We start from the raw sequence: 24,916 nt of genomic DNA, 5'->3' as shown, positions 1-24,916 counted from the left end.
CCTGCAATGTGCAGCTTGTAAAAACTTCTCTAACTCACAGATAAGCGAACTGGGGAAGCCATGTAACGCGCTGGGTGTCCATAAGCAAGAAGAAGGACTGCCCGACATATAATATAGCTGTAGCCACCTGGAAGACTTTGGTTCAATGACGGACCAAGGCCTGCTTTTTTTCTGTCCTCTCTCCTTGTTCGTAAAGTTGCATTCCGTACTCAAGTGTCCTTCCCCCTGTCTGTTCTGTTATCATGTAGAAAACGGAATAACTCAGGAAAGGATTACGAACCATGAGTTTTGAACTTACCCGGCGAGCGATCAGACAACTATGCAGTCAATCTGCTTACGACGACGGGGATGCCTATTACCGGGCCAAAAAGGTGGCCTTTACACAGATAGATCACAATGAAGGTGTGTACGAAGCTACAGTCAAAGAAAGCGGCTTTTATGCGGTTGCTGTATTGATTCGGCCCAACGGAAACATACGCGCCGAATGCACCTGTAGCTCATTTCAGACCACCGGACGATATTGCAAACATATTGCCGCTGTTCTCCTTAACGCCTATGATATGCGGCGTGGAAAAAGTGTGTCCGTACGTTCCTATGTCTCCAAACTTCATCCCGGCACTGCTCCCGATCCAGCAGGAAGTATAGGTTCAGACGAGATGTACACATCTACAGATAACCCAAATGAACACACAACCAGAATGTCACGGTCCTCTGGCATTTCACAAGGCGATCTCCATTTAACCGACAGTATGTTAAAACTATTCGGGCGCAAGAGACCGCTTCGCAGCACACCTGCGCTGCTGGATACTCGCGCAATTCTGGATTTTCAGTTTGTTATCCGTCCGTTTGCCTACGGTTACCAAAAATACATGTTTGGCGTGGAAATGAAGGCCGGGCCCAAACGATTATACATCGTTCAGAAAATCCGCCCGTTTCTGGACAGTATCGACCGCGGAGATAGCTATATGTTCACGAAAAGCTTCACCTACGAGCCTGAGCTATACCGCTTCCGAATTGAACATGACGCGATTCTCCAGCAGTTATCCCAGGTATGCTACCAGGAGCGCATGATTCGGGAAACCTCAGGCACGTATTCATCCTCCGGAAGTCATATGAGCGGCGAGCGAATGCTTCTCATTCCGCCTGCGGCTTGGGATAAGCTGCTCCCCTTGCTGACAGCAGCGCAAGGTGTCTATTTTGAAATTCACGGAAACATGAGCGAGGGTATCCCCCAGTCTGATCTAATGCTTCCGCTGCAATTTGAATTTGATGAGACCGAAGCCACAAGTGAAGGCTATCAGCTAAGTATTCAAGGATTGGATGACTTGACCGTCATGGAGGACTACGGTGTCGTCATTGCCGATGGCAAGCTTGTCAAGCAGAAGGCTGATTCCATACGGCGTTTGTCCGAGCTGAAACGGATGGTCGAAGTACACCACAGACGAAAAGTTCAGATTGCGCCAGAGCAGATGGAAGCTTTTATGGATAAGGTCGTGCCTGGGTTAATGAAGCTCGGACGTGTCCATATGACACGTGCTGTCTCAGAGCGAGTCACACAGCAGCCGCTAAAAGCCAAGCTGTATCTGGATCGGGTAAGAGACAAGCTGCTGGCAGGACTAGAATTCCAATATGGGGATATTATCATCAACCCATTGGAAACAGATGCACGAACACCAGGTAACGACCGCATTTTGATACGTGATGGGGAACAGGAGCAGCGAATTTTGGAACTGATGGAGCATAGCTCCTTTGCCAGAACAGACAGCGGATATTTTATGGAAGATGAAGATGCAGAGTATGACTTTTTGTACCATACGGTTCCACAATTGGAAAAGTTGCTGGATGTCTATGCCACAGGTGCAGTCAAGGCGAAAATTAATAATACACTGCCTGTCCCAAGAATACGGGCGGAGTGGGATGAACGCACGGATTGGCTTGAATTTAAATTTGATATTGAGGGTATACCGGAATCGGAAATTCGCAAGCTACTCCAATCGTTGGAAGAAAAACAGAGATATCACCGTCTGCCGAATGGTGCCTTGCTGCCGCTGGAAACAGAGGAGTACAAGGAATTAATTCGGTTCATGAACGAAACAGGTATCCGCAAAAGCGATCTGGATGCAGCGCAAATTCGAATCCCGGTTACGCAGGGTCTGTATTTAATTGATCCTAATGATCATGTGAAAAACCTGACCTTGGGCAAAACCTTTCGCCAATTATTGGAAAATATACGCAACCCTGATCATCTCGACTTTCCCGTACCCAGCACGCTTGCTCCAATCTTGAGGGATTATCAGGTCTACGGTTTTCAATGGCTCAAGACCTTGGCACATTACCGTTTTGGGGGCATTTTGGCAGATGATATGGGGCTGGGCAAAACACTGCAAAGCATTGCCTTCCTCGTCTCCGTATTGCCAGAGATTCGCAGTCAACAGCTTCCAGCCATGGTCGTATCCCCTGCATCGCTGGTGTACAATTGGCGGAATGAACTGGAGAAATTCGCCCCGCATATCCGCGTCATTATTGCCGATGGCAGCCCTGAAGAACGGGGCCGGATTATACGGGATGCTGCCAGTTATGACGTTATTATTACTTCCTACCCGCTGCTGCGGCGCGAGGCAGATATGTATAGTAAGCCATCGTTTCATACGCTTATTCTGGACGAGGCACAAGCGTTCAAGAATCATGCCACTCAGACGGCACAGGCTGTTAAGGATGTACAAGCCCGCTACCGCTTTGCCCTGACAGGAACACCGATCGAGAATACGCTGGAAGAGTTGTGGTCCATCTTCGACGTTGTATTTCCTGCGCTATTTCCCGGCGGAAAAAGAGCGTTTCACAACCTGCCTCGAAATGTGATTGCCAAGCGGGTTCGTCCGTTCCTGCTGCGCCGTCTGAAAAGCGATGTTCTTAAGGAACTGCCGGAAAAAATCGAATCCGTGCAGGTATCACGGCTTCTGCCGGAACAGAAAAAGCTATACACGGCTTATCTGGCCAAGCTACAGCATGAAACGTTGAAGCATCTCAACGAAGAAGGCTTTCAGAAAAACCGGATCAAAATCCTCGCAGGTCTAACCCGGCTTCGTCAGCTCTGCTGTCATCCGGGGTTGTTCATCGAAGGATATACAGGCAGCTCAGCCAAATTCGAGCAACTGCTGGAGATTGTTACGGAATGTCTCAGCTCCGGGAAGCGGATGCTTATTTTTTCACAGTTCACCACGATGCTTCAAATGGTCGGACGCGAGCTTTCCCGTGAAGGGGTTCCCTACTTTTACCTGGATGGACAGACTCCCGCCCCCGAACGAGTCGAGCTGTGCAGTCGCTTTAACGAAGGAGAACGCGAACTGTTCCTGATTTCCCTCAAGGCAGGAGGTACGGGTCTGAACCTCACTGGCGCAGATACCGTCATTTTGTATGACCTGTGGTGGAATCCCGCTGTAGAGGAGCAGGCTACCAACCGCGCACACCGAATGGGCCAGAAAAAAGTCGTGCAGGTTATTCGGCTCGTCGCCCAAGGTACGGTAGAGGACAAAATGTATGAGCTACAGCAAAAAAAGAAAAACCTGATCGACCAGGTCATTCAACCAGGGCAAGAAAGCCTTTCAGCGCTGACCGAGCTGGAGATTCGTGAGCTGCTCATGATCTAAACAGCTCTTCCACAATTATTTTTATGATTCTGAAAATTCAAATACCAAAAGGTCCAATGAGGGTGGAAATCTTCCCGCATTGGACCTTTTCTTGTTCCATATGTGATTGTACTTACTGCTCAAACTGATTCATCCAGTTTGAGCACTCTAGGCTCAATGGGAACCAGATTAGATTCAATCTGGGCGCGTTGAGGCTCGTACCATTCAGGCAGCATCAGCTTGCGTCCCAACTCATACAGCTCCTCATCCACGGTAAATCCGGGCGGATCGGTTGCGATCTCGAATAAAATACCACCTTGCTCGCGGAAGTATACGGCATTGAAGTATTGACGATCTACAATGCCACTGGTCCCAAAACCATGCTGGCGAACCCATTCGTTCCATACTTGATGTTCTGTATCATCCTGCGCGCGCCACGCAATATGATGAACCGTACCGGCGCCGCCATTCCCCCACGGTACATCTTTGACCGGAATGTCGATCAGATTGCCCAAATCCCCTGTCGTCTGATAACGGATATAGCCTGTATCTGCGTCTTCTCCGATGAGCGTCATGCCCAGAACATTCTCCAGCACGCTTTGGGTATGCTTGGAATCCGCACTATAGAGCACGGCTCCTCCAAAACCCTTGATCGCTTTATCTGTAGGCACGCCTCCGGCTGTCCACGTGTTCACTGGCCCTTTTTCCCGCTCCACCAGCTCCAGATGCAAGCCCTCATTGTCTCGAAACTGGATAAATGACTCGCCAAAACGAGTAGCTTTTGTGAAGGACACCTTCAAGCTGTGTAGACGGTTCTCCCAGTAATCCAGCGAGCCCGGCGGCACGACATATGTCGTAATCCCGACCTGTCCGCCTCCAATCTTGCCCCTGCGTGTACCCGGAGCCGGAAAAAAGGTAATGATCGTGCCCGGGCTGCCTTCTTCATTCCCAAAATACAAATGGTATACTTCTGGAGCGTCAAAGTTGATTGTCTTTTTGATCAATCTCAAACCAAGCACACCTGCGTAAAAGTCAACATTGCCCTGCGGATCGCCTGCAAAGGACGTAATATGGTGGATTCCAGCGGTTTTCAAAGACATCTCAGTCACTCCCTAATGAACATAATGATTTACAAAATTCAAAATCCATTGTAGCTAACAAACTGTCCAACGGGCTTGCGGTACCCTCTTGCCCGCTGACCCGATTCGTCCTCTTTCCCCAGGGTGATCATCATCACAGGCACAAATTGCTCTGGAATATTCAATACCTCCTGCACCTTCGCCGGGTCAAAACCGATCATCGGACATGTATCCCAGCCTTTGTCCTTGGCAATCAACATCAATTGCATAGCCGACAGGCTGGCATTACGGATCGCTTCTTCTCTTTGGAAGACAGGTCCCCGCTCGCGATAAAACTGAGTCACCGATTCTACTGTGCTATCATATTCCTGCTTGCTCAGGACACCCAAGTTCAGGAACCCTTCGTTGAGATCAGCTACCTTGGTATAAGCCTCTGTATCACCCAGCACTATAATAGTGGCCGAAGAGGTTAATATTTTATACTGCTTACTTGCCTCATCATGCAGTCTTTGTTTGATCTCTGCATCCTGCACGACGATATAACGCGCATGCTGTAAATTAAAAGCCGATGGAGCAAACTTCACCAGCTGGAATATCTCTTCCAGTTCTTTTGCATCTATAGTAACATCAGGAATAAATTTAGAAGCCGATCTTCTCTCTTGAATAACATTCACCAGTTCGCTCATATTCAGGTCCACTCCTTGATATTATTTTCAAATAATTTATCTTTAAATTAAGAATATATCTTTCGTTGTTTTCTGTCAAGTAAAACTATAAAAGTGTTATATAAGGGCTTCACCAGCCCTTTACAGATCGGTTGACCGTATCCTCATCGTAATCGCTTCGCGTTGCGCTTTGGTTAAGTTCTTGAAGACCAGCTCATACGAATGATCGATCATGCTATACAAATCCTCCAACGGGAAGCTGTCATCAACCTCTACCGTATTCCAATGCTTTTTGTTCAAATGATAGCCTGGTTTAATTGCCTTGTTCTGCTCACGCAGGTTTTCCGCAATGACCGGATCACATTTTAAGGATACATGGCTAATACCATCTTTTTTAGTCAGGAGGGCAAACATCTTGCCCCCTACTTTGAGTACTAGGAGATCAGCACCAAATGGATAATCCTTAACGGCCTCTTTTTGACTCAAACCATAGGCTACAATTTTCTCAAACACCAGCCTTCTCTCCTCTGTTCCAAGTTGTTTGTTCTACGAATCTACCTAATTGCGCCCTATTATATCATCTTCATACGCTCCATATACACTAAGTCCGTGCTACATTTAGGGGAACTGTGCTAAAGGTAGCGCCTATTTTTAATCTAGGGTAAGAAACTAGCGTATTACATTCATTCAGCTTCACGACTCCTTTATTTTCAGAGCTGGATCTTCTCAAGCTCGTCGATTACGATTTATCATGAGGCGGCATCTGACGATGCTGCCTTTTTTGCTTTTAAAATCATGGAATTTTCATGAAAATAAAAGTATTTTCCTCTTAATTCACTTCATCCCCCTTTAATCATCCATGTAAAAAAGTGTTTTATTTATATAAGCTTATACGGAAGCGAAAGCTTTTTTAAGCGACGAAAAATAAATAAAGGAGATTTTTTTCGTGAACTCAAACACTGCTCTTATAAGAAAAGGCGGTGCAAATGTGTCGTCTTCCAAACGTCTCCCGTGGGTCGGGTTGCTGGCTTTAGCCATGGCGGGATTCATCTGCATTCTTACGGAAAGCCTGCCTGCTGGATTACTGCCGCAAATTGCACAGGATCTCGGGGTCACAGAAGCTCTTGCCGGACAATTGGTCACTCTGTATGCGGTTGGATCTCTTCTGGCCGCCATTCCTTTGACAACGGCTACCCGTGGGTGGAGGCGCCGACCGCTTCTGCTGCTGTGCATCATCGGCTTTCTTGTATTTAACACCATCACCGCGTTATCTTCCGTTTATGTGCTGACGCTTGTCGCGCGTTTCTTCGCAGGTGTCTCAGCAGGTGTTCTGTGGGGGATGACGGCCGGTTATGCGCGGCGCATGGTGCCTGATTCGCTGAAAGGAAGAGCGATGGCCGTAGCCATGGTCGGCACCCCGCTGGCATTGGCGCTGGGCGTTCCGCTTGGTACTTTTTTCGGAACATATACAGGATGGCGTCTCATTTTCGGAGCTGTATCATTACTGACAGCAGTCCTTATTGGCTGGGTGCTCTGGAAGGTGCCTGATTATGCAGGTGAGCCTGCCGGTGATCAACTCCCTTTTCACAAGGTTTTCCTGATTCCCGGTGTACGGACGATTCTGTTTGTCGTTTTGGCATGGGTACTAGCTCATAATATTTTGTACACTTATATTGCACCGTATCTTGCGAAAACCGCGTTTGCTCAGCGAGTGGATTTGGTTCTTCTTATTTTCGGAATTACCTCGGTAGTCGGCATTTGGGTGATAGGCTTGCTGATTGACCGTTTTCTAAGAATACTGGTTTTAATCAGCATCACAGGATTTGCTTTGGCTTCTGCAGCCTTGGGAATCGGAATAAATCAACCTGCAATCATCATTCTTGGTGTTACAGCGTGGGGGCTTACATTTGGCGGTGCAGCCACTTTACTACAAACAGCAATAGCACAAGCTGGGGGAAAAAGCGCAGATATAGCCCAATCGATGCTGGTTACTGCATGGAATGTGGCAATCGGCGGAGGAGGCATTATCGGCGGGTTGCTTCTCGAACTGCTTGGAGCCAGATTTCTGCCGGGCTCATTAATCATCCTGCTGCTTCCCTCTTTGCTTGCAGTTTGGCTAGCTAAAAAGCATGGCTTTCCTTCCTAAAGGAATCCATGAGTATGTGTAACATAAGCAAAAAAATGAATCCGCTGCATGGCGGATTCATTTTTTTGGGATTAAAGAATTACATTTTATGCGAGCAAATTCGTTTCTCCAATGAGATTTTTATAAGCGATCGGTGAAGACATTACGATCAGAGTCGTATAGGTTCCGTATTGATCGCACCGATTTTCAAACTCTTCCAGCTCCTGAGTTGTTTCCGTGAGGACCTTCAATAAATAATTATGCTCTCCGCTTATCCGATAACATTCCGTGACCTCCGGTGATGAACGACAAAAATCAAGGAAAGGATAGCAATTCCGGGTCCGAACAAGCATATAGGCTGTGCATTGCTTACCCACTTTTTGCGAAGAAATGACGGCTCGGTATTCCTCGATAACCCCCTTTTCTTCCATGCGTTTTACACGTTCCGTTACGGCTGGCTGAGACAGTCCCACCAGCTTTCCTAAATCTGTCATTGATAATCTCGCCTGGTTCTGCAGATGGAGCAGGATGTTTTTATCGATTTCGTCCAAAAAAATCGACTCCTTTGTTTTAAAAGTTATTTCTTCTAAATACCTTTAGAATCATCGAAAATTTCTTTATTTAACTTGTTTGTTTTATGCAAGACGGAAGAAATTATTTATATAATAAACACACTTGCTATAAATAATCAAGTAAATTACAGTAGGAGAGGATGAGAAGCATGAGAAAAATAGATCTGGAATTGCTGCATAAAAGCGTCAATGAGGTAATAGACCACACACTTGAGGAAAAAAGGATCGTGGGTACCGTCGTCCAAATTGCATTAGGCGGAAACCTTGTTTACAACAGACCTGCTGGTTGGGCCGACCGCGAGCAGAAACGATCGATGCAGGAGAATGCTTTGTTTAGATATGCTTCGGTAACCAAGCCGATCGTGTCAACGGCAGCCTTAGTATTAATTTCGCAAGGGAGATTGCAGTTAAACGATCTGGTGGAAAAATGGTTGCCCGCCTTTCGTCCCAAACTGCCAAACGGAAAATATGCCTCCATGACCGTTCACCATCTGATGACGCATACCGCCGGCTTCACCTACCGTTTCTTCCAGGAAGAAACGGGAACTTATGAGCTTGCCGGGGTATCGGACGGCATGGATTTGGCGGGAATTACACTTGAAGAGAATCTGCAAAGACTCGCTTCTGCCCCGCTTCTATATGAGCCGGGGAAAATGTGGAGGTATTCCATAGCAACAGACGTGCTCGGAGCGGTCATCGAAAAGGTAACTGGAATGCCGCTAAGTGAAGCTGTACGGTTGCTTGTAACTCATCCGCTTTCCATGATGGACACGGATTTCAAGGCCGTGGATACGGACAGATTGACCACGGCTTACGCAGACAGCGCTGGAGAGCCCCGACGCTTGCAGGATTTTGATACCGTTCCTTTCGTGGAAGGGACGGCCGGATTCCTCCTTTCACCCAACAGGTTTACCGATAAGACAGCTTATCCTTCCGGAGGAGCCGGCATGATTGGCAGCGCAGGAGACTTTCTTAAACTGCTGGAAGCTTTGCGGCAGGGAGGACATCCGATTCTGCCGAGGGCTCTTGTCGCAGAAATGACAACCAATCAAATTGGTAACCTTGTGATGCCCTATTGGCCGGGAAGAGGCTTTGGCCTTGGTTTCACGCTGCTTAAAGACCCAGCGGATGCCAATACACCAGAATCGCCGGGAACGTGGCGGATGGGCGGTACCTATGGTCACTCCTGGTTTGTTGATCCGAGTGAGGAGCTTAGTGTTGTAGCGTTCACCAATACAGCACTTGAAGGAATGTCAGGCAGGTTTACAACGGATCTGTGCGAATCTGTCTACAAAGGTATTCGAGGAGTTAAGTAAAGGGTAAAAACGTTATCTTCTTTATACATTTATAAAGCAAAAAGGGCCCCGTCGACCAATTAAGGTTATCGGGGCCTTTGCCGATGCTTTCAGACTGCACGCTCGGTACTTCCGATCTGTGTAAAATTGTAAGCATTACGAATAAACTCAATATAGTCAAAGAGCGTTAACCTGTCAACACGAAAAACGGACGCTGTCCTTGAAGAGACGGCATCCGTGTGAATATAAGAAGCGCTTTAGATCGAAAAGCTCGTTTTCTTCAATTCTTCCGTGCTGAACAGAATATCGTAATCCTTGATGTCTTCCCGCCGAACAAATTGCTCCGCAACTTTCCAAACAGACGCCTCATCGGGTCCATGAATCATGGCGTATAAATTATACGGCCAATCGGGGTGTGCCCGGCGCTTGTAGCAGTGGCTGACTTCCGAATAACCAGCCAGCCTTTTTCCTGCCTCAGGTATATGCTCCTCAGGAAGTACGCAGATGAATAGGCCATTGGCTGAAAATCCCGCTTCCCTATGCTTTAGAACGGCTCCGATTCGTTTGAGTGCTCCTCCTGCCTGCAGCGCCTGCAAGCGCAGAAACACCTCTTCCAAGCTGCAACCTGTCTTATTGGCAATCTCGGTATACGGTTCAGTTGACAACGGAAGATCTCCCTGCAGTTCGCGGATCAGCTGCAAATCCGTTATTTCTATTTTGCATGGTTCCTGTTTGGAAGTTGCGACTCCATTCAAGTTCGGGCTGGGTGTAATGGCTGATGCATCAGCCTTTTCTTCCATATTCAAGAAGACTTTTAGTTTGAATAATTGCTCGGAGGGAAACTCATATAGCAGCGCCCCGCCCGCCGCTTCACGGATCGTTTCAAGAATAGCCCCCCGTTCTTCCTCGGTCCGGGAAGTCAGCGTGAACCACATATTGAGCCTGCTGCGCCGGCGGTAGTTATGGGTTACGCCTCTATACCTGTTGACGACAGCAGCGGTCTGGTAAAAAAGTTCCTCCCTGACTGCCATCGCATACAAACAGCCTCTAAATCCCAGTCCCGCCGGATTAAACACCCCGCCGATCCGCCGGATAAATCCCTCTTTCTTCAGCCTTTCAAGCCTTGGAAGCACATCTTCCTGGCGCAATTCCAGTTCCTCCGCAATGGCATTCCAAGGGCGTCTGACCAGAGGAAGCCCGATTTGCAGCCGATTCAGCAGCTTCCGGTCGTTCGAATCCAGGTCCACTGTTCCCACCTCCCCAGCTTACAGCGCTGCCGATCTTTTGTAACACCACGGCTCTTCGGCCATGAAATTGCCGCCGCTGTAATAGTACGATCTCGCCCGGCAGCCGCCACAAATACCCACATCGGGACAGGAGCCGCATTCTCCTTCATATTTCTTGAAGTCCCTTAAATCCCGAAACACCGGATTGTCCCGCCATATTTCATCAAAAGGCTGCTCGCGAACATTCCCCACCTTGACCGGCAGGTACGGACAAATATGCACCTCGCCACTCGGCAGCACCGAACAATAGGAGATCCCGGCCAGACAACCGCGCGTGTACCGCATTTCCAGCCCCATGCTCTTGGCAAGCGGCATGAACTGGGGAGCGCATGTCGGTTTGATTTCAAGGGATGTTGATTTCTGTTTGGACAGAACACTGCGCAGAACCGAGTAATACCGTTCCCGCTTCAGCCCGTCTTCTTCGATATGGACGGCCCGTCCGGTCGGGACGAGAAAGAACGGATGCAGAGAGGATACATGAAGCTCCTCGGCAAGCTGGGCAACCTGTACGAAATCATCCATATTGCCCTCGGTCAGCGTCATGTTAATCTGCACTCTCAGCCCGGCTTCCTGGGCATAACGGATGCCCTCCAATGCTTGCTGCCAGCCTTCCGGCGCATTCCTGAACCGGTTGTGATACTCGGGCGTGGCGCTGTCTATGCTGATCGCAATGCCCCCCAGACCCGCTTTTTTCAGCTCCGCAGCTTTGGCGGCGGTTAGAAGCGTGCCGTTGCTGCCAAGTGCGGGACGAAGGCCGATAGACGAGGCATACGCGATCAATTCGCAGAGATCTTCACGGATCAAGGGCTCGCCACCGCTGAATATGAGAAGCTTGAATCCGGCCTGCTTGATCTGATCAATGAGCCGGATGCCTTCCTCCGTGGTTAGCTGGTTTTCTACAGACGATGTCGGCCCCGAGTCGCGATAGCAGTGTTCGCAGTATAAATTGCATTTCTTGGTCACATTCCAGGAAACGAGCATGCGTATTCAGCCTTCCTTTCCAGTGTTATACGATTCCAATTTCACGGTCACTTAAATAACAGGATGGGTCCTCCGCCCAGAAATCACCGCTTACCGAAGCCCGGGCTCGGAAATTCCCGTTACAGATATCCAGCCAATTGCATTCTCTACAGCGTCCCTTTAGCAGCGATTTACGGTCGCGCAGGCCGACCATTAGCGGATGAGCGGCATCACGCCAAATCTCGCTGAATTTCTGCTTGCGGATATTGCCGATTTCGATATCTCTCGTGAACTGATCGGGATAGACGTTGCCGTGCCAATCCACGCAGCCGATGGCTATTCCAGAACGGTTGCCGCCGTTTCTCTGAAGCAAGCCAAGCAGTTCTGCCGCGCGCTCCGGGTCGTGCTCCATCATCCGCTGGTATAAGTAAACGCCATCCGCATGATTATCAACGGTGAGCAATTCCACCGGTTGGCCTTTGCCATACAGGTCCATCGCTTTAGCCATAATCCGGTCAAGAGCATGCCGGGATTGTTCATGGGTAACATCCTCTTGCTGCAGAGCGCTCCCGCGGCCGGAATAGACGAGATGGTAGAAGCAGGCTCGAGGGATATTTTCCCGCTCGATCAAATCAAGGACTCCATCCAAGTCTTCATATGTATGTCTGCTGATCGTGAACCGGACCCCTACCTTCTGGCCGATGGCCAAGCAGTTTCGGATACCCTGGAGCGCCTGCTTAAAGGCTCCTTTTCGCCCGCGAAATTCATCATGGCGCTCTTCCAGCCCATCCAGGCTTACACCGACATATTTAACCCCTGCTTCTTTTAGCATCTTCGCTCTGTCCATGGTAATCAATGTGCCATTGGTCGATACTACCGGCCGAAGTCCTTTGCTTGACGCATAAGAAATCAGCTCATAAATATCTTTGCGGATCAGAGGCTCTCCACCGGAAAAAAGCAGTACCGGCACCTGGAAGGCGGCCAGATTATCAATAAACCCCTTAGCTTCCTCCGTCGACATTTCATCGGGATCGTGGGCAGGACAGGCATTCGCATAACAATGTTTACAGGTTAAGTTGCAAGCCCGTGTCGAATTCCATACGACGACAGGCCCTCTGCCGGCGGAAACGCCATGCGGTTTGTGTCCCGGCTTAATGGTATAACGAAGGTCATCGCCTTCTCCCTTCATACCAGTAAGTAGTTTCGTTACATTAATCATTTCCGTACCCTCATCTCCCTATAATTAGATACCCGTTCTTTTTATCTTAAAATAACTTGTGAGAATAAGGATATGCGCTATTATCTTGCTCTTGCGCCGCATTAATGCTTGGGTCTGCAATAAGAAGAAGCGCCTGACGGCGTCTTATTAGAGCTTATGCTTCCGAAGTAGCGATATGAGTATCGCTTTTAGGTACATTTACCCGCAATGCTGCGGGTATCAAAAAGGCCGTGGCTGAAATGATTTTTTCTTATAGCTGAAAAAGTGCTAGGTGGACTTTGCTATTCATTCAGAAATGGAAGCTCATACGCTAAAAACGATGGATTCCTTAAGGCCGGAGATGATGTCTTCCATGCAACGCGATATGCAGAAAAATCTACCGATTAAAGGTCTATGAGAGTTTGTTGGACACAACTAACATTTAGAAAACTGATGAATACCTGCCGTTGAATACGAAGTAGGTGGCCATCCGAAAAAAGAGCATATCCTTCTATGATGAAGGATATACTCTGGATTTTCCTATACCTGTCCTCTGCATGCTTGCTCAAGCCCCTGAAGTAATGCTTCCAGCTCCTGTCTGGTTTCAGCATTTGTAATGATGCCTTCTTGATTCAGCTTTAATGTGATATGTGGAATAATGACCTTTCCATTTTCCACAATCTCTGCGTTGATCATTTGCAATGTGAGCAGCAGCGAAGCATGAGCCAGGTTGCCACCCATAGGGGACGGTGAGGCGCTAATGACTGCTGTGGGCTTATTTACAAATTCACCTGAAGATACGAGCCAATCCAAGGCATTTTTCAAAGCACCTGGCACACCATTCCCATATTCGGGCGTACAGATCAGCACTCCATCAGCTTGTTTCAATTGCTCCCGAAGTTCTCTTACGGAAGCTGGTCCCTCCTCTACATCCAAGTCAGGATTAAAATGGGGCAGGTTCCCCAAACCGTCATATACCGTGAATGTTATATTTTCAGAAGCCAGTCCAATAGTAGCCTTCATAAGTGCGGTATTGGAAGACTTTTGACGAAGACTCCCCGATATAGCCAATATCTTAATCTTCTGTTCCATACATATCATCTCGTTTCTTTTAACTTGATCTAATCTTGATACTCAGTGTACTACAGTCAACGCCAGGAAAATCAAAAAAATGCCTGCGGCTTCGCAGGCATTTGTGATCAAGCATCCATAATCATTATTATATTCGCATCGTGTAGTACTATATTAGGTATCCTTCTCTTGTTTGCGTTGTACCCCGATCAGGTCAAGGAAGAAAACAAACAACGGGATACCTACAATCAACCCCCACACCCCAATCAGGTGCTCAGAGAAAATCAATACAACAAAGGTGAAGAAGATCGGTAAATTGGTTTTGGATGACATCAGTTTCGGGTTCAGGAAATAGGCTTCAATCGCATGAATCACCACGATTAGAATAACCAAATAAATCACATAATTGATTCCCCCGACGCTAAACGCAATCAGACCGAGCGGGATCAGGGAAATGAACACACCCGCCACGGGCACCAATCCCAACAGGAATATAATGAGCGCGAGGCCGAGCAGATTGGGGAAGCCCATAATCCAGAGAGCTGTTGTCGTCAATATACAGTTGATGAGTGAAATCAACAGTTGAGCTTCCAGCACCTTCCCGAAGGTTCCCAGAAACATGCGCCCAAAATGACCCACTTCCTTGAAGAACCAACCCAGCTTACTATCCGCAAACGTAGCTGTAAAGCGTGTAATATAGGACTTTTCCATCAGGAAGAACAAGCTCAAAATAATCGATACCAGCAGTTGTGTTCCCAGCTGGCTGATTTTCATTACCGCATTCCAGCCAGGCTCAAATAACCGCTGAACATTGAGCGTGTCCATAAATTCAATAATCGTTTCATTCCATTGGTTACGGTCCGGATACATATACGCCTGCTGAATCATTAGATATACCTGCTTGACCTGTACGCTGATTAGCGGCACCATTCGATACACTCCCCACACGATAATCAGGATCAGCAACCCGTATACCAGCAGCAGCACGATCATAGGCGGCACATTGGCGAACCGCTTGATCAGCTTGTTCACACCGTTATATATACTGCCAATCAGGATCGTAAGCAGCAGTGTTAACAAAATAATATTCATCATGCTTCTTAACATGAAGAGCAGTAAAACGATTATCGCAAGAACAGCTCCCCGCCTGACGCCTGCATGATTCATCCAGTTTCTTACCATTCGTCTTTATTCCCTCTCTCCTACTTGACTGTCACCCTTGCAATCTTCCCCGGCATTAACTTTCTCTCTTTAACAATTTACTGTTAGCAATTAATAGAGAACCTACCATGACTAGGATAGCAATGGACCACCAGAATGTATTTTGAGCATCATCATGGTCCACAATAATGAGCCTGATGACGGCCGTAATCCCAATATAGATGAAATAACGTAATGGAAAATGAAAATTGGTTTTAAAGTACTTAACGATTAATGCAATGAATTCAAAATACAAGAAAAATACAAGCAGCTCTTCCGTGAATTCATAGTAATTTTTGTCGGCTTCTGTATACAAGAACACATATGAAAATATGGACCATGTTTCTTTTAGAAGTAAGAAGCTTAGAACCAATCCGACTAAAAACAGCGAGATATTCAAGATCATTTGCAAAAAAACAGGTAACTTTTTAATATACTTCATTAATACATTCAATACAGATCCCCTCACTGGTTGTACAGGTTCTTTTATATATTATCGGCGCAATACGTGAAAAATGCTACATTACTTTTGCGGCTACCTTACTGAAAGTTTATATTCGCTCCGGCAACATAACCAATCGAGATAAAAATCAGTGTCCATACCAGAGAACCAGCGCTGGCCACCAGCATATATTTTCGGACAGGCATCGCACTCAGCCCTGACAAATAGCTTGTTGCATGTCTGACTCCTGGAATAAAGTAACCGAACAAAATGGTCCACAATCCGAAACGCGCAAACCAGCCCTTTACCCGTGCAAACCGCTTCGGTGTCAGTCCTACCCACTTGCCGTGCTTATCTACGAGCGGCTGCCCCAGCTTTTTGCCTAGCGTGTAACTGATCATCATCCCGGTCATTGCTCCAATGAAACTCACTAATATAGATACGGAATAATTCAGTACCATGATAGAGGATAGATAGCCGACAAACACCATAATAATTTCATCAGGAACAGGCAGCCCAATAATTCCAAGGGCAAGAAGTGCAAAAATAGCGATATATCCGTATTGTGTAATCATGCTGATGGCCCATTCCATAGGAACGCCACCTCCTGACCGATTATTTTTTGAAGGACGGGAAGGGAATACGGCTAACCATCAGGAATGACAGCACTACCATGAGTACCAGCAACAACTCCGGCTTCAAATGCTCACTCCATAAAAACACAAGGGACAAAATCACACCCGCAGCCGTTATGGGCATACCCACAAAACCTTTGCTAAAAGCCATCAGGTTGAATCTCGCCAACCTCACCGCACCGCATATCACAAACAACACAGCTACAAACGGTCCTATCCAATGAGTATCACCGAGCCTGTACAGCAAGATTAGAAAGGCAGGAGCAACTCCAAATGAGACCACATCCGCCAGCGAATCAAGCTGCTTGCCAAAATCACTGGAGCAATGCAGCAGCCTGGCCAGCAAACCATCCAGTACATCCCATAAGGCAGCCACCACTACGAGGGTAAAGGCGGTCATATATTGCTCATGAATCGTAAAATACAGGGATAGGACCCCGGCCCCCAGATTTGCAAGCGTGCAAAGCGAGGGCAACCAATTCCATTTCATTTCGTTAACTCCTTTGCCATAACTTAGCCTCCGAATATAACGACAAAACGGACGCCGTCCTTGGTATTCTCCGCCTTATAGCGGAATTCATGTAAATCCAGAATCCGTTTAACAATCGACAGCCCGAGTCCTGTCCCACCTGTCTGGCGGCTACGAGACAGCTCAGCCCGGTAGAAACGATTCCAGATCAGCTCTAGCTGATCGTCCGGGATAGTCTCGCCCTTATTTTCGATGGAAAACGTATTGACTTCCCCATAACCTTCGATACGAATCGTGATGGAGCTTCCTTCCTCGGCATGCCGTATGGCGTTGACAACAAAGTTGATAATCACCTGTTCCATCCATGCTATATCGGCATGAATCGGCAGCTCATTGGCAGGAATAATGACCACTTCCAGCTTCTTCTCCTTCAACAGGTGGAAGAGCTTATCCACGACCTCCTCCACTAGCTCACTCAAGATGAAGGTCGCCTTGCGAAGCTTAAGGGTTCCAGATTCCAATTTGGCAAGGTCCAGCATATCCTTGACCAATCGCTCCATTTTGTCCGCTTCCTCTACAATGACTTTCATATAATGATCCTGCTTCCCGGCGCTAACCCCATCTTGTAGTCCTTCCGCAAATCCTTTGATGATACTTAGCGGGGTTTTCAGTTCATGAGAAGCATTGGCAAAAAAGTCTTGTTGCACAGCCTCCATCCGCTGCTTCTGTTCCATGTCCTCGACCAATTGCTGATTAGCCTCCTGAAGCTCGCGTAAAGCTGTGTCCAGGTTCTGGGACAGGGTATACATGCTGTAGGACAGACTGCCCAGCTCATCATTTTGCCGAATTGGTGTATGGGCTGTAAAATCGAGCTTGGCCATCCGCTTGGCGGTATTATTCAAAGTAATGAGCGGACGGGTTACCATTCGGGAATAGAACAGGGACAAAATCAAAATGAGTGCAAATCCGCCGATCCCCAGGTACAGATAAAACCAGCGTAAAGCCTCATTCGTCTCACTGATTTCCTGCAATGACGTCACAGTGAACAGGAGATCAATCTCGCCTGTGCTCTGACGAACGGGATGGACGATAACTGCATTGCGTACCCCTGTCCAAGGTTCCGTCCACTCTTCCTCCAACACCTCAAAATTTTTAAGCCTCCTCAGATGATCCTGGGATAAAGGAAACCATTCCTCCAGCGCACTAAACAGTAAACCTTGTCGCTGACTCCAGGTTTTCAGATCCGGCAGTACAATCTCTGTCACCGTACCGGACAACCTTACACCGTTATCTGTGCCTGTCTCTTCCGAGGTCGATCCTATTTTTTTGAAACCAAGCTTCTGTATGCCTGTTGGATAAATAAAATTGGCAGAAGAGATGCCATCGGTTCCCAGCACATCACCCTCCACAGTGACTTGATCACCAGGCTGAATCCGGGCAGCTCTCAGCTCATCTCCGTACTCATTCATAAACAAGGACAGCGATATTTTAACGATTTTACCATCAGCTTTTCTGAGATTGATATGAAACGCATCATCCAGCTTTACCTTGCCGTCCAGCGTTACAATCGCCAACTGGTTTTTATTTTGAAGCATAAAACGAGCCGCCTCACGCGAAACCTTGCCCGATCCCCAGGCCTCCTGGACATAACTTTGAGCGAAGCTTTGCAAGCGGCTTTCCACACGCCCAATCTTCTGCTGCTGATAAAAATTTTCAAAAAACAGCAACTGACTTAAAATCACCATGCCGTAAAAACACAGGAAAAATACAACCGTCATAATGAACAACTTAAAGGTAACTCCCCGTTTGTTCATTCTTCCTCCTCAAACCTGTAGCCTGTGCCAAACACCGTGCGGATATGGCGTGATTCACGTCCCAGCTTACTTCTCAGCTTTTTGATATGCGTATCAACAACTCGTGTATCCCCTTCAAAATCGATCCCCCATACCCGGTTCAGTATGGCATCCCGTGAAACAACAATGCCTTTATTATGTATAAGCAGCCGCAGCAACTCATACTCCTTTGGCGTCAGCTCAACTTCTGCCTGCTCCACCTCAAGCCGATGAGCCATCGTGTTGAGCATAGCGTTGCCGAACCGCAAAATATGCGACTCCGGCTGTACATGTCCCTCCACCCGTTTCATCAGGGCGTTCGCGCGGGCAATCAGCACCTTGGGGCTGAAAGGCTTGGTCACGTAGTCATCTGCCCCCAGCTCAAAGCCCAATATTTTATCATCATCCCCGGATTTGGCCGTTAGCAAAATAATCGGCACCCCTGAACGGCTGCGTACCTGACGGCATACTTCCCAACCATCCAGCTCAGGCATCATAATATCGAGTATGATCAGGTCCGGCTCAACCGATTCAAACCAGAGGAGCGCATCTTTTCCATTACCTGCTTCATAGACTTCCCAATGATTTTGTTTAAAATAATCCGCAATGACTTCACGAATACGTATTTCATCCTCCACGAGAAGAACTCTTTTATTCAATCGACTTCCCTCTTTCGGTCATTCTAGGACCATAGCTTATCAAAGAGATGTGTACTTTATGTGTACTTTATGTGTTCTTAACACTTCTTAATCTACAAAAACTTCTCATCCGCAAATTCCACCTTGGATTAGGGCAAATTTGTCTTGGTTCAGACCATCTCTTCCCCTATGATCCTACCCTATAATATGTAGAGAAACAAAAAGCCTGAACAGGAGGGTAACATATGAACAATCCAACCATTCAGTGGTTTTCCACTTCCCAAGCTGATGCTTGGCAATCCCTAGCCCATCATTTGACCGAAACCCAGGAGAGTGCCAACCTAACCCTTACGGGAGAAACATACCAGCTTGTAGAAGGCTTTGGCGGCTGTTTTAATGAATTGGGCTATGTGGCCCTGAATCATTTGGACAGCGAAAAACGAGCTCAGGTGCTTCATGCTCTCTTTCACCCGGAGGGCGAGCACAAATTCACAATATGCCGTCTTCCTATTGGAGCGAGTGACTACGCGCTGGAATGGTACAGTCACAATGAAACGGATGGCGACATGGAGATGAAGCACTTTTCCATTGAGCGCGATCAGCAATATCTCATACCTTTTATCCGTGAAGCGTTACAGCTCAATCCGGACTTGAAGCTGTTCGCCTCACCCTGGAGCCCACCGACATGGATGAAATCACCCAAAGCCTACAATTACGGAACGCTGCGCTGGGAAAAGGATATTTTAAAAGCGTATGCATTATACTTTGTCAAATTTGTTCAGGCATACCGCGAGGCAGGTATTACCATTCATCAGGTTCATGTTCAAAATGAAGTTATTGCCGATCAAAAATTTCCTTCCTGTGTATGGACCGGGGAGCAGCTGCGTGAATTTATTCGCGATTATTTGGGTCCTGCTTTTGAGGAGCACGGATTGGATACGGAAATTTGGCTGGGTACCATTAACGCCCCTGATCCGTGGGAGGAATTAACGAAAAAGACGTCGACCGGATTTGATGAATATGCCCACACCGTGTTGAGTGACCCTGAGGCCTACAAATATATTAAAGGGGTAGGCTACCAGTGGGCAGGCAAACATGCCATTCAGCGCACCGTATCCAGCTATCCTGAGCTGCGTTACATGCAAACCGAAAATGAATGCGGGAACGGAGAAAACTCTTGGGACTACGCCAAATATGTGTATAACCTGTATCAGCACTACTTCACCAATGGGGTGAACGCTTATATTTACTGGAATATGATTTTGGAGCCGAAAGGCAAGAGCACATGGGGCTGGGAGCAAAATTCGATGATCACCGTTGATCCAGCGGATCGAAAACCTCTTTTGAACCCGGAATATTACGTGATGAAGCACTTTTCTCATTTTGTATTACCAGGGGCCAGACGAATTGGAATTCGAGGTTCCTGGGCTGGAAATGCGGTTGCCTTTCAAAATACAGACGGGCAAAGAGTTCTCGTCATCGCTAACCCGTTCAAGGAATCTCGTGTGCTGAATCTGTCTGCCGGAGAAACAACGCACCGTTTGGAGCTGGAGCCCGAGTCCTTTAACACCATTGTTATTTCTGCTTAACCATCGTAGATTTCTGGAAGCTTCCAACTGGTGCACATCATCAGATTGTGATTTCAATCGATCCGTATCCAAACGTATGCTTAGTTTCCAAAATGGATGTATCTCCTTTTGCGAAACTGTCGTTATACATAGTATACTTGGAATAACTACGGACAGGAGGTCGATGAACATCACAACTGTAAAAGACCGGATTGATTTGAAGCTGATTAATTGTGATAAAGAATTGACCCTCGCGGTCATCGGTGGCAAATGGAAGCTGATTATTTTGTGGCATCTGGGTATGGAGGGCACCAAGCGGTTCGGTGAACTGAAGAAGCTGATTCCCCATATTACGCAAAAAATGCTGACTAACCAATTACGCGAGCTGGAAGAAGATCAACTCATTCTGCGTAAAGTCTATCCCGTCGTTCCTCCACATGTGGAATATTCGCTCACGGAGCATGGAGAAAGCTTAATTCCGGTACTGAAAGCGATGTACGATTGGGGATCTAACTATCGCGAGAACGTGATCTGGAAAGAAGAAGAAGCGGTTCAGGAAGTCACAACCGTGTGATCCCTCATGATCAATTCACTCTCCAATAAACGTAAAAAAAGTCTGGACTGTTCATCACAGCCCAGGCTTTTTTATGTTCATCAGCAATGTTCGATTACATTTGCAGCTTCCCTGCACGAATATCGTCTGTCATTCCAGCATAAGGTGCTTGGGAAATCAATTTTTCGTTGTTCACACCTGCATTTTCGACAAAGGTAATATCTGCAAATTCAGGAACCACATACTTCGGATAGGTTTCATATTTTTCACGTGATTCCTCCATCAGTGGAATAAAATCATTTTGGTAGCGCACCGTGATTTCCGGATGCTCATGAACCCATTTAGGGAAGAAAATAATACCATGCATTCGTTTTTCCTCAGGCATGAAGTTCAAGGAAACGTCGGTGCCTGTCGGTTCGGTCCACGATACTTTATACACATTCTCTACCAGCTTCACCAGATTGACCTTCTGATCACGTACCCAGCGTCCACCGACCATGCCGCTATGAATGCGATAATCAATCGTATCCTCATTTTTAATATATATTTCGTACTCCCAACCATTCTCATAGGTGTAAATCATGTGACTGCCGATAAACTTGTCCATCTTGCATCCTTCTTTCCTTATTATGAGTTTGTGAATTGAACAAGACACCAAAACAATAAACAATTCATTTAAACATGTAAATATAAACATGTTTTTAGTTACATACAAATTGTAACGCTGTGATATACTATTGTCAAATACCCATTGCGAGGAGCACTACGTTGAAACGCACATTAAAATATGCCATTTTGGGTCTGGTTCACAAAGAGGAAATGAGCGGCTACGATATTACGAGCCAATTCAAGCAGGAAATCGGCCAATTTTGGAGTGCCAAGCACAGTCAGATTTATCCCGAGCTCAAAAGGCTGACTGACGAGGGACTTATTGAATATCGCACCTCCATTACAGGAGCCAAGTTGGAAAAAAAGCTGTACTGCATTACTGCCAAAGGAACCCAGGAGCTGACTGATTGGCTGCTAAGCCCTAAAGAGCTGCCGGAAACCGAAAAGGATGAGTTTATGCTCATGCTATATTTCTCAGCAGCCATCCCCAAGGAAGAAAGCAAGCGCTTGTTCGAGGATCAGATAGTCAAACGTGAAGAAAAACTGGAATATTTGTACGAAAGTAAAAAGTCCCTCCAACGGCTGGACGAGAACCTTCATGTGCCCGGCTCTGGTCAATTCGGTCATTATTTGGTGCTGAGTCGTGCCATTAACCGGGAAGAAAGCTATATTATATGGCTGAAAGAAACACTGGCCTTGTTTGAAGAATAGTAATTGCAAAAAGCCATTTCAGCAAAGCAGGATTGTCCCCTGCCAGCGAAATGGCTGCTTTTGTTATACTATTATTCCGCCCGTATCTTGGAGGCTCCATAGTCTTCAATGTGAATATCCGTGCTGACCTGTACCGGAATCGTGCTAAAGGTATTATCCCAATCCGCTTTGACCCTGCGCCATACTTGAGGATGCTGAATTCGCAGGGCTTCTCCGAAGCCCCCAACATCAGCCCGCAGTGCATGCATTTTGGCTACGGTTTGTTCTGCTAATGAGTTGACTTTCTCCTGTAAAATACTCTCTTGTTTCCCAAGCAGCCGGTTACTGCCCAAATCTTCATTTAGACTAAAACTTTCCGAAAGCCGTCCCTCTGAAGTCATTCGTACGCGAAAGGATATGTCCCCCCCTTGTACGGTGGCCTTAATGCTGCTTTTCGCCTTTTTGATTTCGTATACGATATTTTTCCTAGTCTTGGGATCAATCGCCTTCAATGTCCCCCCGCTCAGTTCTCCTCTCATCCACATGAGCCCTTCGACCTCAGATTCATTCAGAAAACCACCGTAGGTTTGCGTCTTTCCCTTGATAACTCCCGCACCCGCCAGCTTGATTCCCTTCTCTCCCGTAATGACATTAGGCAGAATAAAACTGCTTTTGGCCCTCATCGGTCCGATCACTTTGGCCAATGCCATCGGCTTTGCCAGCCGCGAATTTCGTTTGCGGCTTACAAAGACATCCTTTAAGACATAAGCCGGGATTTGGCCCGGGATGCTCTCCTGAAGCGCATCACCTGCCTTATCCGTACTAATCAGCAGCTGGACGCTCGGCCGGATGTCATTATCGCTTAAAAAAAAGTTAAGCAGCTCATAAATCGGAATCTTTCGAAGCAGACTGGAGCTGATAATAACGGTTTTCAAATGATATCCGATAGGAGGGCGGTTGGTCCGTAATGCAATTTCTCTTATGATTTCAAAAACAGAATCCCCCGTTTCCGTAATATTGAAAAATTTTTTTTTTTGTGAAGAAGACCTGTCGGAGCCTCCGCTTTCCTCTGGAATGATAAATTGAAAGGTTCCCGTAATTACCTCTTTTCTCGGATAATCGCCTCCTTTCTGTTTGATTTGCTCTTCTTGCGGAGAAGGCTCTGCCACATCCATAGCAATACCTGTCTCCAGGTTCAAATCCTCCACCGGAGAGCTACTCCAACAGCCTGAAAGTGTACTGCATATCAGGATAACTGCCATTCCAAATATTCCAAATCGAACGCTCTTCATGACCCTAATCCTCTCCAGCGAGAAATCAACAGCAATGGCAAGGGAAGCAGTGAGAACAAAAGGAAAGCTCCATTCCCCAGGATCGTTCCAAAAGAAAACAACTCATTGAGGTTTCTGGGTATTTGGGATATAAGGTAAATGAACGGGAGCAAGAAAAACAGAACCTTGGCATAAGAGACATTCAAAATCTGCGACACCCCGATCGATGCGCAATATAAACCGATACTGAAAGTGTTGAAAATTTGCATAATCCAGATGGACAATAATAGGGATTCAAACCTTTCAAGTACGAGATACTCCACCTCAAAGCTACGGGCCAAATCCAGAAAAGGCCAAGTTCTAGTCACGACTCCTTCCACTGAAAAGGCCCCAATGCACAGGATCAAGGTGGCTGTATAAAAACTGACCGCAATTCCAAGCGCCCATCCGATCGCCTTGGTTGCCTTTTCCGGTTTTTCCATACGGCAAAGCACGATAAGCAGACACTCAACTCCTGTTAAGGTCAGGGCAGTCGCCTTAATCGTTTTAAGTACTGGCATCACACCCTCTGATAGAACAGGACGCAAGTTATTCAATTCAAAAACATTGAGTCCCAGTAAGCAAATCAACAAAAAGATCGCTGCCGTAATCGGAAAAATAACTTGGCATATCCTCCCTAATACACCTATCCCCCCCATACACAAATACAAGGAGACCCACATAAAAGGGGCTGAAATGGCCCATGCCGGGGTCCCTTCAAGCAGAAAAAACGCCGTTACCTCTTCTACCGACCGAATTTCGTATGCAGCAATACAAACAAAATAAATGACGATCACCACGCCAATTCCTTTTCCAATGCCCTTGCCTGTTATTTGTTGAACGTACTGGTAAAATGTACTGTCGGGAAATCGCTGACTCAGTTTAATAATGATCCATCCGAGCAGAAAGTTTGCAGCCCCGGCTAAAATGATAGATATCCACACATCCGGTGTTTTTGCAACTTCAACTGCTACTCTCGGCAGGGTAAGCAATCCGGCAGCCAGCATAAAGCTAACTACAATTGCCGTCGTTTGCAATGTTGTAATATGGTCCATTTTTTTTCCGCGAGCCATTCTGTCCCCTCCTATATTGA

At 47.0% G+C, this 24,916-nt stretch carries 23 protein-coding genes; 6 read left to right on the top strand and 17 right to left on the bottom strand.

Annotated elements, in window-relative coordinates; genetic code table 11:
• Positions 1-281: 281 nt before the first annotated feature.
• Entirely contained in the window at positions 282-3,647 is a 3,366-nt protein-coding gene (locus FKV70_RS17475) for a DEAD/DEAH box helicase (RefSeq protein ID WP_142613647.1), read from the top strand.
• Positions 3,648-3,766: 119 nt separating this feature from the next.
• Here the strand turns inward: FKV70_RS17475 and FKV70_RS17470 are convergent, their stop codons facing one another.
• The 3 genes from FKV70_RS17470 to FKV70_RS17460 all read right to left on the bottom strand — a co-directional run bounded on the left by FKV70_RS17470 (position 3,767) and on the right by FKV70_RS17460 (position 5,883).
• A complete protein-coding gene (locus FKV70_RS17470; RefSeq protein ID WP_142613646.1) occupies positions 3,767-4,726 on the bottom strand; it encodes a ring-cleaving dioxygenase in 960 nt (319 codons plus the stop codon).
• A gap of 38 nt (positions 4,727-4,764) precedes the next feature.
• Positions 4,765-5,391 (bottom strand): nitroreductase family protein, encoded by a 627-nt coding sequence (locus tag FKV70_RS17465; RefSeq protein ID WP_063211416.1) that lies wholly within the window; start codon positions 5,389-5,391, stop codon positions 4,765-4,767.
• Between the two features lie 120 nt (positions 5,392-5,511).
• Positions 5,512-5,883: an MmcQ/YjbR family DNA-binding protein gene (locus tag FKV70_RS17460; protein ID WP_142613645.1), complete on the bottom strand. Its 372-nt coding sequence runs from the start codon at positions 5,881-5,883 to the stop codon at positions 5,512-5,514.
• A 433-nt stretch (positions 5,884-6,316) separates the two neighbouring features.
• On the opposite strand from FKV70_RS17460, the gene FKV70_RS17455 reads away from it, so the two are divergent.
• A complete protein-coding gene (locus FKV70_RS17455; protein WP_142613644.1) occupies positions 6,317-7,516 on the top strand; it encodes an MFS transporter in 1,200 nt (399 codons plus the stop codon).
• Positions 7,517-7,602: 86 nt separating this feature from the next.
• Here FKV70_RS17455 and FKV70_RS17450 read toward each other — a convergent pair whose 3' ends face one another.
• A complete protein-coding gene (locus tag FKV70_RS17450) occupies positions 7,603-8,046 on the bottom strand; it encodes an Lrp/AsnC family transcriptional regulator (protein WP_142613643.1) in 444 nt (147 codons plus the stop codon).
• A 170-nt stretch (positions 8,047-8,216) separates the two neighbouring features.
• Between FKV70_RS17450 and FKV70_RS17445 the strand changes: the two genes are divergently transcribed.
• Positions 8,217-9,383, top strand: a complete 1,167-nt coding sequence (locus FKV70_RS17445; RefSeq protein WP_142613642.1) for a serine hydrolase domain-containing protein — start codon at positions 8,217-8,219, stop codon at positions 9,381-9,383.
• Positions 9,384-9,619: 236 nt separating this feature from the next.
• Here FKV70_RS17445 and ahbB read toward each other — a convergent pair whose 3' ends face one another.
• The 10 genes from ahbB to FKV70_RS17390 all read right to left on the bottom strand — a co-directional run bounded on the left by ahbB (position 9,620) and on the right by FKV70_RS17390 (position 19,114).
• Positions 9,620-10,609 (bottom strand): siroheme decarboxylase subunit beta, encoded by a 990-nt coding sequence (gene ahbB, locus FKV70_RS17440; RefSeq protein WP_162305674.1) that lies wholly within the window; start codon positions 10,607-10,609, stop codon positions 9,620-9,622.
• 18 nt (positions 10,610-10,627) lie between these two features.
• Positions 10,628-11,629, bottom strand: a complete 1,002-nt coding sequence (locus FKV70_RS17435; RefSeq protein WP_142613640.1) for a radical SAM/SPASM domain-containing protein — start codon at positions 11,627-11,629, stop codon at positions 10,628-10,630.
• 25 nt (positions 11,630-11,654) lie between these two features.
• Positions 11,655-12,827 (bottom strand): radical SAM/SPASM domain-containing protein, encoded by a 1,173-nt coding sequence (locus FKV70_RS17430; RefSeq protein WP_142613639.1) that lies wholly within the window; start codon positions 12,825-12,827, stop codon positions 11,655-11,657.
• Between the two features lie 519 nt (positions 12,828-13,346).
• A complete protein-coding gene (locus FKV70_RS17420) occupies positions 13,347-13,907 on the bottom strand; it encodes an NADPH-dependent FMN reductase (protein ID WP_142613638.1) in 561 nt (186 codons plus the stop codon).
• 144 nt (positions 13,908-14,051) lie between these two features.
• Positions 14,052-15,059: an AI-2E family transporter gene (locus FKV70_RS17415; RefSeq protein ID WP_142613637.1), complete on the bottom strand. Its 1,008-nt coding sequence runs from the start codon at positions 15,057-15,059 to the stop codon at positions 14,052-14,054.
• Positions 15,060-15,114: 55 nt separating this feature from the next.
• Positions 15,115-15,531, bottom strand: a complete 417-nt coding sequence (gene psiE, locus FKV70_RS17410; RefSeq protein ID WP_142613636.1) for a phosphate-starvation-inducible protein PsiE — start codon at positions 15,529-15,531, stop codon at positions 15,115-15,117.
• An 86-nt stretch (positions 15,532-15,617) separates the two neighbouring features.
• Positions 15,618-16,112, bottom strand: coding sequence for a DedA family protein (locus FKV70_RS17405; protein WP_142613635.1), 495 nt, complete (start codon positions 16,110-16,112; stop codon positions 15,618-15,620).
• Between the two features lie 22 nt (positions 16,113-16,134).
• The gene (gene pssA / locus FKV70_RS17400) at positions 16,135-16,644 is read right to left on the bottom strand and encodes a CDP-diacylglycerol--serine O-phosphatidyltransferase (RefSeq protein WP_142613634.1); all 510 of its coding nucleotides are present in this window, start codon (positions 16,642-16,644) and stop codon (positions 16,135-16,137) included.
• Positions 16,645-16,667: 23 nt separating this feature from the next.
• Positions 16,668-18,437: a sensor histidine kinase gene (locus FKV70_RS17395; protein ID WP_142613633.1), complete on the bottom strand. Its 1,770-nt coding sequence runs from the start codon at positions 18,435-18,437 to the stop codon at positions 16,668-16,670.
• Positions 18,434-19,114, bottom strand: coding sequence for a response regulator transcription factor (locus FKV70_RS17390; protein ID WP_142613632.1), 681 nt, complete (start codon positions 19,112-19,114; stop codon positions 18,434-18,436). The genes FKV70_RS17395 and FKV70_RS17390 overlap by 4 nt, the downstream gene beginning before the upstream one ends.
• 224 nt (positions 19,115-19,338) lie before the next feature.
• Between FKV70_RS17390 and FKV70_RS17385 the strand changes: the two genes are divergently transcribed.
• Together FKV70_RS17385 and FKV70_RS17380 are read left to right on the top strand one after the other, a co-directional pair.
• Entirely contained in the window at positions 19,339-20,682 is a 1,344-nt protein-coding gene (locus tag FKV70_RS17385; RefSeq protein ID WP_142613631.1) for a glycoside hydrolase family 30 protein, read from the top strand.
• Between the two features lie 163 nt (positions 20,683-20,845).
• On the top strand, positions 20,846-21,235 hold the full coding sequence (locus tag FKV70_RS17380; protein WP_142613630.1) for a winged helix-turn-helix transcriptional regulator: 390 nt from the start codon (positions 20,846-20,848) through the stop codon (positions 21,233-21,235).
• A gap of 94 nt (positions 21,236-21,329) precedes the next feature.
• Here FKV70_RS17380 and FKV70_RS17375 read toward each other — a convergent pair whose 3' ends face one another.
• Positions 21,330-21,821 carry a phenolic acid decarboxylase gene (locus FKV70_RS17375; protein ID WP_142613629.1) on the bottom strand — a complete coding sequence of 164 codons (492 nt, stop codon included), beginning with the start codon at positions 21,819-21,821 and terminating at the stop codon, positions 21,330-21,332.
• 161 nt (positions 21,822-21,982) lie between these two features.
• Between FKV70_RS17375 and FKV70_RS17370 the strand changes: the two genes are divergently transcribed.
• A complete protein-coding gene (locus FKV70_RS17370) occupies positions 21,983-22,534 on the top strand; it encodes a PadR family transcriptional regulator (RefSeq protein WP_142613628.1) in 552 nt (183 codons plus the stop codon).
• A gap of 71 nt (positions 22,535-22,605) precedes the next feature.
• Here FKV70_RS17370 and FKV70_RS17365 read toward each other — a convergent pair whose 3' ends face one another.
• Positions 22,606-23,805: a Ger(x)C family spore germination protein gene (locus FKV70_RS17365; RefSeq protein WP_142613627.1), complete on the bottom strand. Its 1,200-nt coding sequence runs from the start codon at positions 23,803-23,805 to the stop codon at positions 22,606-22,608.
• Positions 23,802-24,896 (bottom strand): GerAB/ArcD/ProY family transporter, encoded by a 1,095-nt coding sequence (locus FKV70_RS17360; protein ID WP_142613626.1) that lies wholly within the window; start codon positions 24,894-24,896, stop codon positions 23,802-23,804. Before FKV70_RS17360 ends, FKV70_RS17365 begins: the two co-directional genes overlap by 4 nt.
• Positions 24,897-24,916: the final 20 nt, after the last annotated feature.

This window comes from Paenibacillus ottowii (assembly GCF_006874425.1).
Lineage (GTDB): Bacteria > Bacillota > Bacilli > Paenibacillales > Paenibacillaceae > Paenibacillus > Paenibacillus ottowii.
The sequence above is the reverse complement of the archived record's forward strand: the minus strand, read 5'-3'. Positions and strand labels throughout refer to the sequence as shown.

Coding starts and splice junctions, on each gene's coding strand:
- FKV70_RS17475 (WP_142613647.1), top strand. CDS start 282: ATGAGTTTTGAACTTACCCGGCGAGCGATCAGACAACTATGCAGTCAA.
- FKV70_RS17470 (WP_142613646.1), bottom strand. CDS start 4,726: ATGTCTTTGAAAACCGCTGGAATCCACCATATTACGTCCTTTGCAGGC.
- FKV70_RS17465 (WP_063211416.1), bottom strand. CDS start 5,391: ATGAGCGAACTGGTGAATGTTATTCAAGAGAGAAGATCGGCTTCTAAA.
- FKV70_RS17445 (WP_142613642.1), top strand. CDS start 8,217: ATGAGAAAAATAGATCTGGAATTGCTGCATAAAAGCGTCAATGAGGTA.
- FKV70_RS17435 (WP_142613640.1), bottom strand. CDS start 11,629: ATGCTCGTTTCCTGGAATGTGACCAAGAAATGCAATTTATACTGCGAA.
- FKV70_RS17430 (WP_142613639.1), bottom strand. CDS start 12,827: ATGATTAATGTAACGAAACTACTTACTGGTATGAAGGGAGAAGGCGAT.
- FKV70_RS17420 (WP_142613638.1), bottom strand. CDS start 13,907: ATGATATGTATGGAACAGAAGATTAAGATATTGGCTATATCGGGGAGT.
- FKV70_RS17415 (WP_142613637.1), bottom strand. CDS start 15,059: ATGGTAAGAAACTGGATGAATCATGCAGGCGTCAGGCGGGGAGCTGTT.
- FKV70_RS17405 (WP_142613635.1), bottom strand. CDS start 16,112: ATGGAATGGGCCATCAGCATGATTACACAATACGGATATATCGCTATT.
- pssA (WP_142613634.1), bottom strand. CDS start 16,644: ATGAAATGGAATTGGTTGCCCTCGCTTTGCACGCTTGCAAATCTGGGG.
- FKV70_RS17395 (WP_142613633.1), bottom strand. CDS start 18,437: ATGAACAAACGGGGAGTTACCTTTAAGTTGTTCATTATGACGGTTGTA.
- FKV70_RS17385 (WP_142613631.1), top strand. CDS start 19,339: ATGAACAATCCAACCATTCAGTGGTTTTCCACTTCCCAAGCTGATGCT.
- FKV70_RS17380 (WP_142613630.1), top strand. CDS start 20,846: ATGAACATCACAACTGTAAAAGACCGGATTGATTTGAAGCTGATTAAT.
- FKV70_RS17375 (WP_142613629.1), bottom strand. CDS start 21,821: ATGGACAAGTTTATCGGCAGTCACATGATTTACACCTATGAGAATGGT.
- FKV70_RS17365 (WP_142613627.1), bottom strand. CDS start 23,805: ATGAAGAGCGTTCGATTTGGAATATTTGGAATGGCAGTTATCCTGATA.
- FKV70_RS17360 (WP_142613626.1), bottom strand. CDS start 24,896: ATGGCTCGCGGAAAAAAAATGGACCATATTACAACATTGCAAACGACG.